Origin of the sequence: Burkholderia gladioli, assembly GCF_000959725.1 — a bacterium.
GTDB classification, from domain to species: Bacteria; Pseudomonadota; Gammaproteobacteria; order Burkholderiales; family Burkholderiaceae; genus Burkholderia; species Burkholderia gladioli.
This window is the reverse complement of the sequence record NZ_CP009322.1, coordinates 2,848,068-2,860,015: the sequence shown is the minus strand read 5'-3', so window position 1 is coordinate 2,860,015 and position 11,948 is coordinate 2,848,068. Positions and strand designations below refer to the sequence as shown.

The 11,948-nt window shown below is 65.8% G+C and carries 16 protein-coding genes; 4 read left to right on the top strand and 12 right to left on the bottom strand.

Going from position 1 to position 11,948, the window contains the following annotated elements; translation table 11 throughout:
• Positions 1-4: 4 nt before the first annotated feature.
• Positions 5-838: an oxidoreductase gene (locus BM43_RS12505; RefSeq protein ID WP_036055376.1), complete on the bottom strand. Its 834-nt coding sequence runs from the start codon at positions 836-838 to the stop codon at positions 5-7.
• A gap of 94 nt (positions 839-932) precedes the next feature.
• Between BM43_RS12505 and BM43_RS12500 the strand changes: the two genes are divergently transcribed.
• Positions 933-1,904 (top strand): AraC family transcriptional regulator, encoded by a 972-nt coding sequence (locus BM43_RS12500; RefSeq protein WP_036055377.1) that lies wholly within the window; start codon positions 933-935, stop codon positions 1,902-1,904.
• Positions 1,905-1,971: 67 nt separating this feature from the next.
• A complete protein-coding gene (locus BM43_RS12495) occupies positions 1,972-2,454 on the top strand; it encodes a GNAT family N-acetyltransferase (RefSeq protein WP_036055378.1) in 483 nt (160 codons plus the stop codon).
• 35 nt (positions 2,455-2,489) lie between these two features.
• On the opposite strand, the gene BM43_RS12490 is transcribed toward BM43_RS12495, so the two are convergent.
• Genes BM43_RS12490 through BM43_RS12475 form a run of 5 tightly spaced genes read right to left on the bottom strand, consistent with a single transcriptional unit; the run spans position 2,490 to position 5,066 of the window.
• Positions 2,490-3,206, bottom strand: coding sequence for an immunity 52 family protein (locus BM43_RS12490; protein WP_036055379.1), 717 nt, complete (start codon positions 3,204-3,206; stop codon positions 2,490-2,492).
• Between the two features lie 8 nt (positions 3,207-3,214).
• Positions 3,215-3,766 carry a restriction endonuclease fold toxin 5 domain-containing protein gene (locus BM43_RS12485; RefSeq protein ID WP_227742692.1) on the bottom strand — a complete coding sequence of 184 codons (552 nt, stop codon included), beginning with the start codon at positions 3,764-3,766 and terminating at the stop codon, positions 3,215-3,217.
• The gene (locus BM43_RS38785) at positions 3,702-4,160 is read right to left on the bottom strand and encodes a hypothetical protein (RefSeq protein WP_080742078.1); all 459 of its coding nucleotides are present in this window, start codon (positions 4,158-4,160) and stop codon (positions 3,702-3,704) included. Before BM43_RS38785 ends, BM43_RS12485 begins: the two co-directional genes overlap by 65 nt.
• On the bottom strand, positions 4,144-4,701 hold the full coding sequence (locus tag BM43_RS12480) for a DUF4123 domain-containing protein (RefSeq protein ID WP_080742079.1): 558 nt from the start codon (positions 4,699-4,701) through the stop codon (positions 4,144-4,146). Before BM43_RS12480 ends, BM43_RS38785 begins: the two co-directional genes overlap by 17 nt.
• On the bottom strand, positions 4,650-5,066 hold the full coding sequence (locus tag BM43_RS12475; RefSeq protein WP_036055381.1) for a PAAR domain-containing protein: 417 nt from the start codon (positions 5,064-5,066) through the stop codon (positions 4,650-4,652). Before BM43_RS12475 ends, BM43_RS12480 begins: the two co-directional genes overlap by 52 nt.
• 196 nt (positions 5,067-5,262) lie before the next feature.
• On the opposite strand from BM43_RS12475, the gene BM43_RS12470 reads away from it, so the two are divergent.
• Positions 5,263-6,024, top strand: coding sequence for a hypothetical protein (locus BM43_RS12470; RefSeq protein WP_036055382.1), 762 nt, complete (start codon positions 5,263-5,265; stop codon positions 6,022-6,024).
• Between the two features lie 25 nt (positions 6,025-6,049).
• Here BM43_RS12470 and BM43_RS12465 read toward each other — a convergent pair whose 3' ends face one another.
• Genes BM43_RS12465 through BM43_RS12455 form a run of 3 tightly spaced genes read right to left on the bottom strand, consistent with a single transcriptional unit; the run spans position 6,050 to position 8,737 of the window.
• On the bottom strand, positions 6,050-6,832 hold the full coding sequence (locus BM43_RS12465; RefSeq protein WP_172535083.1) for an AAA family ATPase: 783 nt from the start codon (positions 6,830-6,832) through the stop codon (positions 6,050-6,052).
• On the bottom strand, positions 6,832-7,293 hold the full coding sequence (locus BM43_RS12460; RefSeq protein ID WP_036032466.1) for a YaiI/YqxD family protein: 462 nt from the start codon (positions 7,291-7,293) through the stop codon (positions 6,832-6,834). The genes BM43_RS12465 and BM43_RS12460 overlap by 1 nt, the downstream gene beginning before the upstream one ends.
• Before the next feature lie 55 nt (positions 7,294-7,348).
• Positions 7,349-8,737 carry an MFS transporter gene (locus BM43_RS12455; RefSeq protein WP_036055384.1) on the bottom strand — a complete coding sequence of 463 codons (1,389 nt, stop codon included), beginning with the start codon at positions 8,735-8,737 and terminating at the stop codon, positions 7,349-7,351.
• Positions 8,738-8,866: 129 nt separating this feature from the next.
• Here BM43_RS12455 and BM43_RS12450 point away from each other — a divergent pair, with 129 nt between their 5' ends.
• Entirely contained in the window at positions 8,867-9,871 is a 1,005-nt protein-coding gene (locus BM43_RS12450) for a LysR family transcriptional regulator (protein ID WP_080742080.1), read from the top strand.
• Here BM43_RS12450 and BM43_RS12445 read toward each other — a convergent pair.
• From BM43_RS12445 to lepB, 3 genes are read right to left on the bottom strand one after another with little or no spacing between them, the layout of a single operon-like run.
• A complete protein-coding gene (locus BM43_RS12445) occupies positions 9,810-10,409 on the bottom strand; it encodes a GNAT family N-acetyltransferase (protein WP_042285037.1) in 600 nt (199 codons plus the stop codon). The genes BM43_RS12450 and BM43_RS12445 overlap by 62 nt on opposite strands.
• Positions 10,410-11,069 carry a hypothetical protein gene (locus BM43_RS12440; RefSeq protein WP_036055385.1) on the bottom strand — a complete coding sequence of 220 codons (660 nt, stop codon included), beginning with the start codon at positions 11,067-11,069 and terminating at the stop codon, positions 10,410-10,412. It abuts the gene before it with no gap.
• Positions 11,053-11,739, bottom strand: a complete 687-nt coding sequence (lepB, locus tag BM43_RS12435; protein WP_013691394.1) for a signal peptidase I — start codon at positions 11,737-11,739, stop codon at positions 11,053-11,055. The genes BM43_RS12440 and lepB overlap by 17 nt, the downstream gene beginning before the upstream one ends.
• Positions 11,740-11,948 lie beyond the last annotated feature (209 nt).

Below are 11,948 nucleotides of genomic sequence, written 5' to 3'. Positions count from 1 at the left end.
GTCTTCAACCATCGGTCGAGACCGTCACGCCTTCCCAGGCACCGATCTCCTCTTCCATCGCCGACAACTTGCTACGCACCAAGCCGAGCGCATCGCTGCCCAGCAGCAGATGCGCCGGCGGCTGCTCGGCGTCGATCGCCACCAGCATCGCGCGCGCCGCCTTGACCGGGTCGCCCAGCTGCTTGCCGCTCTTTTCCTCGCGCGCCTGGCGGATCGGATCGAAGATCGCGTCGTAGTCGGCGATCGAGCGCGGCGTGCGCGCCATCGAGCGGCCGGCCCAGTCGGTGCGGAACGAGCCCGGAGCAACGGCGGTCACGGCGATGCCCAAGGCGTGCACTTCCTTGCCGAGCGCCTCCGAAATGCCCTCCAGCGCGAACTTGCTGCCGCAGTAGTAGGTGATGCCCGGCATGGTGATATAGCCGCCCATCGAGGTGATGTTCACGATGTGGCCATGGCGACGCACGCGCATGAATGGCAACACCGCCTTCATCATCGCCACCGCGCCGAACACGTTCACGTCGAACTGCCGGCGCAGGTCCGACAGCGGCGACTCCTCCATCACGCCTTCGTGTCCATAGCCGGCGTTGTTGACCAGCACGTCGATCGGGCCGACCTTCGCCTCGATCTCGGCGACGACGCCGTCGATGGCGTCGAAGTCGGTCACGTCGAGCACGCGCGCGACGGCTGCGCCCGGCGACAGCGACTCGAAATCGCGCCTGGCCTCGTCGCTCCTGACCGTGCCGACCACCGTGTGGCCCGCCGCCAGGGCTTCCCGCGCGAGCGCGCGGCCGAATCCGCTGCTGACGCCGGTGATGAGCAGAATTTTGCTGGATGCCATCGAAGGGACTCCCGAATGTCGATAGGAACATGCATACTAGTCTGGTGAGCGGCGCCGGATAAGCCGGATTCCGCTATTTTTATTGCCTAAAACTATGAGCGCGACACGCAACCCAGCTGAACATACGGAGCTTTCCGCCAGCGACCGCAAACGCATGATTGCCTTGCTGCGGGACCTGGCTCCCGACGAGGGCTACAACCTCACCGCCTTGCCGAGCGTGCGCATCCTGCGTTCGAACCGGGCGCTGTCACGCACGCCGGTGCTGTACGACCCGGGCATCGTGATCGTCTGCCAGGGGCGCAAGCGCGGTTACTTCGGCGAGCAGTTGTATCTGTATGACGAGCAGCATTACCTGGCCGTTTCCGTGCCGGTGCCGTTCAGCATGGAAACCGAGGCGACGCCGGAGCGCCCCTTGCTCGCGCTCTACCTGCACCTCGATTTCACGGTGGCCGCGGAACTGGCGGCACAGATCGATCGCGAAGGCACGGCCGAGCCGGTGCGCGCCCCGCAGAGCATGATGTCGACGCCGATGGACGAGGCCATGCAGGCTTCCGTGCTGCGTTTCCTGGAGGCGATGCATCGTCCGCTCGAAGCGGCGGTGCTGGGGCCGGGCCTGTTGCGCGAGCTGTATTTCCGGGTGCTGACGGGGGCGCAAGGCGCGTCGATGCGCGAGGCGCTGGCGATGCGCGGGCAGTTCGGCCGGATCGGGCGCTCGCTGCGCCTGATCCACGCCGCTTATGCGCAGCCGCTGGACGTCGCGCAACTGGCTGGCGAGGCCGGCATGAGCACGCCGAGTTTTCACAGCCACTTCAAGGCGATCACGCAGGTTTCTCCGATGCAGTACCTGAAGTCCACGCGCTTGCACCAGGCGCGCCTGCTGATGGTGCGCCAGGACCTGACCGCCGAAGCGGCGGGGCACGCGGTGGGCTACACGAGTGCTTCCCAGTTCAGCCGCGAGTTCAAACGGCTGTTCGGTGCCACGCCGGCTGCCGAAACGCGACGGATGCGCGAGAGCTTCGCGGTCCCCGAGCCGTTCGAGGGCGCGGTTTATGTGTCGTCGCATTGAGTCGACGCGACGGTATCGACTACCATCCTTGGCTTGTGACTTCATTGCCTGTCTGGAACCCGATCTCATGTCGCTGAATATCCGAACCGCCCGCGTCGACGACGCGGCACTCATCCTGCGCTTCATCACCGAACTCGCCATTTATGAAAAGGCGCAAGACAAGGTCGAGGCGACTGTCGAGAGCATCGAGACGTCGCTGTTCGGTCCGCAATCGCCCGCGAAGGCGTTGATCTGCGAGCTCGATGGCAAGGCGATCGGCTTCGCCGTGTATTTCTTCTCGTATTCGACTTGGCAGGCGAAGGCGGGGCTGTACCTGGAGGATCTGTATATTTCGCCCGACGCGCGTGGCCATGGCGCCGGCAAGCGGATGCTGCAGCATCTCGCAGGGATTGCGATCGAGAAGGGCTGCGGGCGCTTCGAATGGAGCGTGCTGGACTGGAACGAGCCGGCTATCGTTTTCTACAAGGCGCTCGGCGCCAAACCGCAAAGCGAGTGGGTTCGATATCGGCTCGAGGGGGATGAGATTCGCGCGTTGGCTGTGTCGGCGTGAGGTTTGCGTCGTCGATCGGGGCACGGTGAGAGCGCTTATAAGCTGAGATAAGTCGGCAGCAGGTCGTGGTCGACGAGTCGAATCTCCATGCGGTTCGCGATCTCGACATGCTCGGGATTGTCGGCTGAGAACGCTTCATCCACGACGCTGACGATGATCGTGCCGGTTTGCTTGCGGCCGGCGGATGGGATGGGGATGAGTGCCCTTGCTTCGGGAACCTGTTGCGTGGTGATTCGGTGCGGCAAGTAGAGCATCCAGCCGACGCCGGGTTTGTCATCGAAAACTTGCTTGAGTACGTATTTCTCATCGGACACGTCGACGAGCAGCGGCCCGAAAACCTCGACGATTTTCGCGACGAGATCCGCAACCGCCCGATAGTCTTGCCACGCTGGCCCGCGAATAGTGATCGACAGCCTATCGGGAATGGTTTTGTCGGCTATGTGGCAGGAAATCGAGGCGCCCTTGCTGGCATCCCTGTTTCCATCCCATAAAGCGGCATAGGTGAAGGCGTGCTCACCGCGAAATGCCTCGCGAAGCACCGCCAGGGCAGCGGGTGTCGCCTCGCCATTGGCGTCGTAAACCTGGTAGAGCATCGCTTCTTCCAGCGTGTCTCCTTTCAGGCGCCAGTTCTCTGCGCGAAGGGATGCGTCGTAGGTGGCAAGTTTTGCGGCGATAGGTGAAATTCGCGCAAGCATGCCCGCGAAGTCGTCTGCCAGGAGTGACGGATCGCGAAAGCTGGCGATGATGTTCATGGGCTGCCTCAAGGGTGGACGATTGACGGTATGCCAAGGTGCCGCAAGGTGAGCATCATGCGACTCTGTGCGAGAGGTGTCTGGAAATACCACATCAGGCGGGTTGGCGGCTTGGCACGAACAAGGCTGGCCTGTTTTTCCGCTGCCGCCTCCATCGATTCGAATCCCTTGAAGAATTTATAGGCTGCAGGGATAGAGCCATCGAGAAACTGATCGTAGTTGCCCTTCGCTTCCTGCAACAAGCATCGACCCGGCACGAAGCCGTCGAAGTCGATATTCAGCCACGCCCACTCCTCGCTCCAGCCTTCGGCGACGCTATAAGGCCGTCCGGTAACGCGCGCCTGGTATTCGCGCGGTGCCGCGTTCATCGAGTGGAAGCGTTTGACAGCCAAGCCGGACTCGGGTGGACAGCGTTCGCAACGCTCTGCCGTGCGCGGGACAGCATGTGCCGATGCCCTTGCCTCGATATCGTCGTCCGTTGCGTCGCCGGACAGGCTAGCGGTTCCTGCTCCGCCCAACAGCGCCGCGCCAATACGCATCAAGAGCGGCCCAAATTCCATTGCGGCGCCTTCGATGAGAGGTACTGCCATTCCGGCCATTGTGATTTCCTCTGAGATAGTCGGGATGATTGACGTGCCACCTGATTACGCGCAGGTAGTCATGAAAGCGCTCGTCTGGATGGCGGCCCGGCCGCTTTAGCCAGCGTTGCGTCGCCAGTCTTTGATAGAAGCCGGGTGAAAACGCCTCGAGGCGAAGGAATGCCGCGACGTTTTCATCCGTCGAGATGCCGATTTCCTGCGCCGCGATATACGCGCGCCATAGCCGGTCTGACAGCGTGTGGTCCGCAGCCAACGGAGCGTTTTCCGTGACGAGTGCATGCCGGATGCGTTCGATGTAATTTTTCGCATCGATACGTGCCATTGCCGCGAGCTGCTCGCTAGATAGGGTGAGCATTGCGCGCTATCTCGATCAGATGGCCGTCGCATTCAACGAGCCAGTCGAATACCGTCACGAAGAATGCAAGTCGCTGCACGGGAGTCATCACCGAGGCAATCGATGGCATGAGCCGAGCGTCATGGAAACGAAGCAGCGCAAGCTGACCATCGGGCAACTCGACATCCAGATTCGCCCGAAGATGATCCGCCAATGCCGTCATCGGATACGCGCTGATCAACCAGGACACGCCAAACGAACTGGCCGCCAAGGACGAAAGCGCTGTGCTCACCGACATGGATGTCGCTTCGCAATCGACCAGCCAGGGGCCGGCATTGGCCACCGATTCGTCGGGCGTATCGTCGAGCAAGGCGAGGCACGCCGCCGTTCTGTCAGGGACAGTGCCGTTCTGGTCTTGATAGAGCACGCCGTCGAACAGCGCATACAGCCGCACCGGCACCGTGTGTTGCCGGCGCCTGGCGAAATAGGCTTCGATGCTCGGCGACATGATCAACCCCGAACGATCATCGTCATCGCGTTCCTTGCCGCTGTCGTCATGCATGCCTTGCACAGCGTCGGAGGCGAAGACGGGAAGGCTGCCGCAGCGGCAACGATGTTGTCGTGCCCATCGATGTACGCGTCAGCCTCGCCGTCATCGTCGATCGTATTGGTCGACTGCGAGGCAATGAGGACGGCGCCGCATGCGGTTCGCATTCCCTCGACGGCGGTATCTCGCCCGTGGATTCCGTGGGGATATCGGCGTGGTATCGGAAGTATCGGGAAAACGCCTTGGCATTGCGGACAACTCACCTTGTGTCCGACGCCGGCGACAGGTTTTCCCTGGATGGTCACGGACGGCTCGCCCTCGAGGACGCAGCCGCCATGCGTTGTCGTGTCGCCAGCGCAAATGATCGCTCGTCTAGCCAATTGATCCTCCCTTTGCTCGGTGCTCGGGTACGGAATGTACCTCCATCACCCCGGAGAGAATCTGTCGGCGATCATGCTCGGTGCATCTCTTATTTCGGAAGCGGGCGCCGGTCGATCATGAAGAATCGTTTCACTCTGCCGCTCAAATCACCGACAATCCACACGACGCCCGATCGTGCGTAATCACGGATAGCCGATGAAACCCTTCCGCCATCTCCTCCACGCCATCCTCTGCGCAGCCTCGCTGGCCGCGTCCACCGCCCACGCCGGCGGCTGGTACGAAGTCCGGAACTACACCGGCACGATCGGCAGCCTGCCGATCCATCTATCGCTGCAGACCTATGCCGAACTGAACCACGACGAGCCTCGTCGATCGCAGGTCGACGGCAGCTACTACTACGACGCCCATCGCCTCTCCATCCCCTTGCAAGGCAAGCGCCAGGCCGACGGCAGCATGCAGCTATGCGAAGCCGTGGCGCCGGCATCCTTCGGCGATTCTCCCAAGGTCCCGGTGGCCTCACTGGCGCATCCCGTCCCTTGCCCGATTTCGCTGAAGCCGAGTGACAACGGCGCCGCCGGCGAGTGGCGCGACGGCAAGCACGTGCTGCCGATCACGCTGCACCAGGTCGGTACGCTCGACGACACCCGTTCCGACAAAACGCCGAGCGTATCGGGCACGGTCGAGATTCCGATGTGGCATCACACCGGCAAGCACCTGCTGCTGGGGATCTACGAATCGTCCAGCGCGTGCCCCTTGTCGATGGCGCGCCTGCGCCTCGTCAATCTCCGAAGCGGACAGACGGACAAGGAACTGAAGCTGGAATGCGGCGCGGGCACGGTGGCGACGTCGATCTATTCCAACGTCTATGCCGCGAACAATCCGCGCCACGTGACCATCATCTTCGAGGGCGGTTATCACGGCATGGGCGACGACCGCGAGGTGCCGGTCGAGCCCTGACCATCGCCGTGCACGGATGCCGCCGCTATGGCGTCTCGTCGCTCGTGTGCTGCGTGGCGTCGGGATCGCTCATCAGGATGTCGAGCATGCGCCGGGGATTTGCCAGGAAGTCGCGCGTGACCTGGTAGTGCTCCGTCTCCTCGTAGGCAACGCGCCGGATTCCGTCCTCGCCGAAGGCATAGATCCAGGCATCGGGATACGCCATCAGGATCGGCGAGTGTGTCGCGATGACGAACTGCGATTTCTCCTCGATCAATTGGTGCAGGCGCGCGAGCAGGGTCAGCTGCCGTTGCGGGGAAAGCGCCGCCTCCGGTTCGTCGAGCAGGTATAGCCCTTCGGGGCCGAAACGCTGCATCACCAGGGCGAGGAACGATTCGCCATGCGACTGCATGTGCAGGGAGCGGCCGCCATACGAAGCCAGCACGCCTGCCGTGTAGGGATCCTCCTCCATTTCGTCGAGCGTGCTGGCCACGTTGTAGAAGCTCTCGGCACGCAGGAAGTAGCCGGTTCGCGGGCGGCGGAGCCCCTTGGAGACCCGAAGGCGCTCGTGCAGGGGCGAGTGCGTGTCGCGCGTCTGGAAGTGCAGCGACTGGCTGCCCCCTTCCGCGTTGTAGCCGAGCGAAACGGCCAGGGCCTCGAGCAGGGTCGATTTCCCCGAGCCGTTCTCCCCGACGAAGTAAGTGATCTTCGGGTGCAGTTCCAATGCATCGAGCGAGCGCACGGCCGGAAGATTGAAGGGATACCGGGAGGTATCGTTGTCCGGAGCCGGTTTCAGGTCGATGCGCGAGACGAACCGGGAGGAGAGGATCACGGCTTCGCCCCCGGCCCATGCTTGGCCAGGAAACGATCCAATTGCCGCGCGAAGGCCTTGCTGTCCTGCGCGGAATAGGGCGGCGGCCCGCCCGTCTCGACGCCCGAGCTGCGCAACTGGTCCATCACGTCGCGCATGGTCAGGCGCTCCTGGATGTTCTCGCGGCTGAACCAGTTGCCGCGCGGGTCGAGCACCTGCGCGCCCTTGTCGAGCGCGGCGGCGGCCAGCGGGATGTCGGCCGTGATGATCAGGTCGCCGGCCTCGGCCAGCTCGACGATGCGCTGGTCGGCCACGTCGAAGCCGGCCGGCACCTGCAGGGCCTTGATGAAGCGCGAGGGCGGCGTGCGCAGGAACTGGTTGGCGACCAGGGTGAGGCTGATTTCGAGGCGCTGCGCGGCACGAAACAGCATCTCCTTGACGACGACCGGGCAGGCGTCGGCGTCGACGAGCATCTGCATGACAGGATTCCGAAGGGAGGAAAACTGCCAGTTTACTGCGAGCGCGGCTCCGGCCTCAGGCCGATTCGGTGCAGACCGCCGGCCGTGCCATCGCCTTCAGCCCGAACAGGCCGAGCGCGACGCTCGCCAGGCTCGCCGCGGCGGCCATCGCGACGGCCGCGTGCAGCCCGCCGACCATGTCGCGCGAGGCGACTCCCGCCAGCGCCCCGAATAGCCCCACGCCCAACACGCCGCCAACCTGGCGCGCGGTATTCAGCAAACCCGAGGCGATGCCGATCGTGGTCGGCTCGACATGGGCCAGCAAGGCCGTATTGATCGACGGCACCGCCAGCGCGACGCCGACGCCGACCGCCAGCAACGGCAGCGACACCGCGAGCGTGCCGCTGTCGCGATGCAGCAGCATCAGCGCCAGATAACCGGCCGCGGCCAGCATCTGGCCGGCGAGCATCGGCAGGCGATATCCGAAGCGCGCGGTCAGCGAGCCGGACACGATGTTGGCGACCGCCACCAGGGCCGTCATCGGCAGGAACGCCAGCCCGGCCTGCAGCGGCGTGTCGTGGCGCACGTTCTGGAAGTACAGGCTCATCGCGAACATCAGGCCGTAATAGCCGAAGTTCAGCGACAGGCCCGTCAGGGCGCTGACGTTGACGACGGGAACCCGGAACAGCGTCATCGGCAGGAGCGGCTGCGGATGACGCCGTTCCACCGTCACGAATGCGAGCGCGGCCAGCAGCGCGAGCGCGAAGCTCCCCAGCACCTCCGCGCTGCCCCAGCCCGCGCGGCCCGCGGCGATCACCGCGTAGGTCAGCGCCGCCAGCGCCACGATCGCCAGCGCCTGCCCTGCAAGATCCAGCCGCCGCGCCGCGTGGCGCGGCGTTTCCGGGGCATGCGCCAGCGTCAGCCAGATCCCGACGATGCCGACCGGCACGTTGATCAGGAAGATGCTCTGCCATCCGAAACGATCGACCAGCAGGCCGCCCACCAGCGGGCCCGCGCCGAGCGCGAGCGCCGCCGTGCCGGCCCAGATGCTGACGGCGCGGGCGCGTGCCCGCGCGTCGGGGAAGGCCGCGCCTAGCAGGGCCAGCGAGGGCGGCACGCACAGCGCGGCGCCCACGCCCTGCAGCACGCGCGAGGCGATCAGCAGGGCCGGCCCGTTGGCCACCCCGCAGCCGATCGAGGCGCAGGTGAACACGGCGAAGCCGGCCACGAACACGCGGCGCGCGCCGAAGCGGTCGGCCAGCGCGCCGGCGCTGAGCAGCAGGCTCGCGAAGGCCAGCGTATAGGCGTTGACGATCCATTCGAGCCCGGCCGCGTCGATCGACAGGGCGTCGCGCAGGCGCGCCAGCGCGACGTTCACCACCGTGACATCGATGCAGACGATGACGAAACCGAGGCTGGTGGCGAGCAGCGCCAGGCGCGGCGAGCGATGCGGGGAAGCGGGCATGAGACGGAATCCGGGGTGAGCGTGCCAGGTCGGATCGGTTGATCCACAGGGTTTGGCTCCCACTGTATTCCCTAATAAAAACTGGATAAACAGGCGAACCCTTGCAAGAGAATCCACTAATATTGCGCAATGGACCTACTCAAAGCGATGACCGTCTTCGTGCGCGTGGTCGAGAGCGGCAGCCTCAGCGCGGCCGCGCTCGCCTGCGACCTGTCGCCGACCATGGTCGGCAACCACCTGCAGGCGCTGGAGGCGCGGCTCGGCACGCGGCTGCTCCATCGCACCACGCGCAAGCAGCAGCTCAGCGCGTTCGGCCAGGCCTATTACGAGCGCTGCATCGAGATCCTCGGCCTGGTCGACGATTCGGAGCGCCTCGCGCTCGACCATCTGGCGACGCCGCGCGGGCGGCTGCGCGTGACCGCGCCGGTGGTGTTCAGCAACGAGTGCCTGATTCCGTCGCTGGCCGACTATTACGCGCGTTATCCCGAGGTCAGGCTCGACGTGGTCGCCACCGATGCGCTGACCAACCTGATCGACGACGGCTTCGAGGCGGCGATCCGCGTCGGCGCGCCGGGCAGCGAGGATGTGGTGGCGCGGCCGCTGGCATCGTACCGGCTGATGCTGTGCGCCTCGAAGGCCTACCTGAAGGCGCACGGCGAGCCGTCGACGCCGGCGGACCTGGCGGCGCATCAATGCCTGAGCTATGCCTATCCGCCGCGCTCGGAATGGTACGCGGCCAAGGCCGAGTGGCTGCTGGACGGGCCTGACGGGCCGTCGCGCGTACCGATCGAGGGCCGGCTGCGGATCGACAATTCGGAGGCGCTGCGGCGCGCCGTGCTGGGCGGGCTGGGGATCGCCATGCTGCCGTCCGTGCTGGTCGGCGACGATATCCGCGCCAAGCGCCTGGTGGAAGTGCTGCCCGATTACCCCGCGCCCGAGCGCGCGCTGAACCTGCTCTACCTGCCGGAGCGGCGGATCTCGCCGAAGCTGCGCAGCTTCATCGATTTCATCGTCGAGCGCTTCGGCGCCGATGCGGTCGCCACGCTGGAATCGGTGTATCGGCGCGCGAGTCTCAAGCCTTCGCCAGCAACCGCTCCAGATGCTGGCGGGTCGCGGGCCACTCGTCGTCGATGATGCTGAAGCGCACCGAGTCGCGCTTGCGCCCGTCCGGCATGATGCGCTCGTGGCGCACGATGCCTTCCTGCGTGGCGCCGATGCGCAGGATCGCGGCGCGCGACTTTTCGTTGAGCACGTCGGTGGTGAACTGCACGCGCACGCAGCCGAGCACCTCGAAGGCATGCACCAGCAGCAGATACTTGCATTCGGTGTTGGCGCCGGAGCGCTGCATCGAGGCACCGAGCCAGGTATGGCCGATCTCGAGCTTGCGGTTGGCGCGGTCGATCTTCCAGAAGCGCGTGCTGCCCACCACGCGGCCGGTCTCGCGATGGACGATCGCGAACGGCATCACGGTACCGGCACGCTCGCCCTCGAAGGCCTTCGCCAGATAGGCCTCGACCGTGTCCGGCCCGGGCACGTTGGTGACCTTCAGGTTCCAGAGTTCGCCGTCCGCGGCGGCCGCCAGCAGTTGCTCCGCACCGACGGAGCCCAGGGGGCGCAGCTCGACGAGCTGGCCGCTCAGGGTGGGCGTGTCGGTCATCGCGGATTCAATCATTCAATGCTTCGGGCGCCACGCGTCGAAGCTCACGGGCCGTTGGCGATCGGCCTTGATCACGCTGGCCTGGTCGGGCAGCAGCGCGTCGGCGTCGGGGCGGGGATCGGGATTCGGCTCGCTGCTGTGGACGATTTCCTGGTGGAACAGCCAGCCGCGCCGAGCCGCATCGTAGTGGAACGTGATGTTGTCGCTCCAGTGGTTCGGCCCGGCGGCCACGCCGTTCTGGACCGAGAAATAGCGGTTCTTGATCGCGAGGCCGTTGTCGTCCAGATCGAGGTAGGGGTCGCCCGATACGCCGCCCTGGTCGGCGCGCATCACCACGAAATCATTGCGGGCCGCCAGCGTGTAGCGGCCATCGGCGCCCTGCGTGATCAGCAGCAGCGGACGCGCGGAAGGGCGTGCTTCGGTATCGGGGATCCGGTGCACCACCACCAGATAGTCGGTGCGTCCCGCGTCGGTCAGCGAGCCGGCCAGGTGATCGAGCACTTCATAGCCGGCGGGGACCAGCTTCTGTACGGCAGCCGGCAGTTCGGGATTGTCGGGGCAGCGCGAGGGCGCCGTATCGCAGGCGGCCCGGGCCGCCGCGCTGAACAGCGTGGTGGCCGCGGCGAGTCCCGCCCATGCCGCGCGCCGGCGGCGCGGCTCAGCCCAGCGGCGCATCGAGGCGGCGGCCGAAGCGATCGAGGCGAGGCAGGTAATCGCGGCTCGGGTCCAGCGAGAAGGCCACGCGGCGCGCGCGGCCCATGATCTCGTCGCGCGGGAAGAAGCCGAAGTAGCGCGAGTCGGCGCTGTTGTCGCGATTGTCGCCGAGCATCAGGTACTGGCCCGGCGGCACCACGATCGGGCCGAAGGATTCGCGCGGGCTCGGCGCCTCGGGCGAGAGGCGCACCGTGTGCGGCGCGCCGCCGATCCGCTCGGCCAGGTACTCGCCCGGCGAATCGGCATCGCTGCGCAGCAGGTTGCTGCCGATCGGGCGGTAGTCGGCGCGCTTGCCGTTGATGGTCAGCACGTTGTCGTGCATCGCCACCGTGTCGCCGGGCAGGCCGATCAGGCGCTTGACCAGCAACTCGTGCGCCGCCGCCGAGTCGATCGTGACGATGTCGCCGCGCTGCGGCTCGTGCAGCCGCGCGAGGCGCACGTGGGTGAAGGGGATGCGGATGTCGTAGGCCATCTTGTCGACCAGGATCCGGTCGCCGATCCGGATGGTCGGCAGCATCGAGCCGCTGGGCACCACGTTCCAGTCGGCCACCGCGCTGCGGAAGATCACCATCAGGAACAGGAAGGCGATGAAGCCCTTGTTGGCTTTCCACAACCTGACAATCGTGCGCATCTTGCTGTAAGCCGCCGGGCGGCCCGTGTTTCGTGTATGCGGACTATACCCGAAGCGCCGGCCGGCGGGCGCGGAGCCCGTCGCGGGCGGCCCGCGCGGCGTGCTTTTCGGCACCTTCCCCCGCGTCTTCTTCGGCGCGTCCCGCCCGCCTCGCATGGCGCGCGCGCCGATATAATCCGGCGCATCGCGCTTCCCTCCGACCCAGACGG

Excerpts from the sequence above, each read along its gene's own strand:
- lepB (WP_013691394.1), bottom strand. The coding sequence starts at position 11,739 with ATGCGCACGATTGTCAGGTTGTGGAAAGCCAACAAGGGCTTCATCGCC.
- BM43_RS12460 (WP_036032466.1), bottom strand. The coding sequence starts at position 7,293 with ATGCAGATGCTCGTCGACGCCGACGCCTGCCCGGTCGTCGTCAAGGAG.
- BM43_RS12480 (WP_080742079.1), bottom strand. The coding sequence starts at position 4,701 with ATGCATGACGACAGCGGCAAGGAACGCGATGACGATGATCGTTCGGGG.
- BM43_RS38785 (WP_080742078.1), bottom strand. The coding sequence starts at position 4,160 with ATGCTCACCCTATCTAGCGAGCAGCTCGCGGCAATGGCACGTATCGAT.
- BM43_RS12495 (WP_036055378.1), top strand. The coding sequence starts at position 1,972 with ATGTCGCTGAATATCCGAACCGCCCGCGTCGACGACGCGGCACTCATC.
- BM43_RS12440 (WP_036055385.1), bottom strand. The coding sequence starts at position 11,069 with ATGCGCCGCTGGGCTGAGCCGCGCCGCCGGCGCGCGGCATGGGCGGGA.
- BM43_RS12470 (WP_036055382.1), top strand. The coding sequence starts at position 5,263 with ATGAAACCCTTCCGCCATCTCCTCCACGCCATCCTCTGCGCAGCCTCG.
- BM43_RS12505 (WP_036055376.1), bottom strand. The coding sequence starts at position 838 with ATGGCATCCAGCAAAATTCTGCTCATCACCGGCGTCAGCAGCGGATTC.
- BM43_RS12500 (WP_036055377.1), top strand. The coding sequence starts at position 933 with ATGAGCGCGACACGCAACCCAGCTGAACATACGGAGCTTTCCGCCAGC.
- BM43_RS12455 (WP_036055384.1), bottom strand. The coding sequence starts at position 8,737 with ATGCCCGCTTCCCCGCATCGCTCGCCGCGCCTGGCGCTGCTCGCCACC.
- BM43_RS12445 (WP_042285037.1), bottom strand. The coding sequence starts at position 10,409 with ATGATTGAATCCGCGATGACCGACACGCCCACCCTGAGCGGCCAGCTC.
- BM43_RS12490 (WP_036055379.1), bottom strand. The coding sequence starts at position 3,206 with ATGAACATCATCGCCAGCTTTCGCGATCCGTCACTCCTGGCAGACGAC.
- BM43_RS12485 (WP_227742692.1), bottom strand. The coding sequence starts at position 3,766 with ATGGAATTTGGGCCGCTCTTGATGCGTATTGGCGCGGCGCTGTTGGGC.
- BM43_RS12450 (WP_080742080.1), top strand. The coding sequence starts at position 8,867 with ATGGACCTACTCAAAGCGATGACCGTCTTCGTGCGCGTGGTCGAGAGC.